This window comes from Olsenella uli (assembly GCF_016899935.1).
In the GTDB taxonomy this organism is placed as follows: domain Bacteria; phylum Actinomycetota; class Coriobacteriia; order Coriobacteriales; family Atopobiaceae; genus Thermophilibacter; species Thermophilibacter uli_B.
Genome location: NZ_JACJJK010000111.1, coordinates 1 through 236, shown reverse-complemented (window position 1 = coordinate 236; position 236 = coordinate 1). Strand labels below are relative to the sequence as shown.

At 30.5% G+C, this 236-nt stretch carries 1 protein-coding gene; it reads right to left on the bottom strand.

Annotated elements, in window-relative coordinates; genetic code table 11:
• Positions 1 to 124 (bottom strand): helix-turn-helix domain-containing protein (locus H6A07_RS10060; RefSeq protein WP_204814770.1); only part of this gene is annotated, 124 nt, incomplete at its 3' end.
• Positions 125 to 236: the final 112 nt, after the last annotated feature.

Below are 236 nucleotides of genomic sequence, written 5' to 3'. Positions count from 1 at the left end.
GTTCTCGAGCAATAGTAGAATGATGACGATGTAAAAATTTAGCAATAAAACGAGTAGAATAACCTAAAATAGAAAGAACCTCTATACGAATACGTTCAGATATGGTAAGATGATGATAGCTCATTATGAATTTTCCTTTCGTGTAGGTTTTGTGTAGCAACTTTATTTTACACGAAAATTCATAATGAGTTTTTTATTTTTTTAGGTGTCGCACTTCATTATACAATCCATCATAC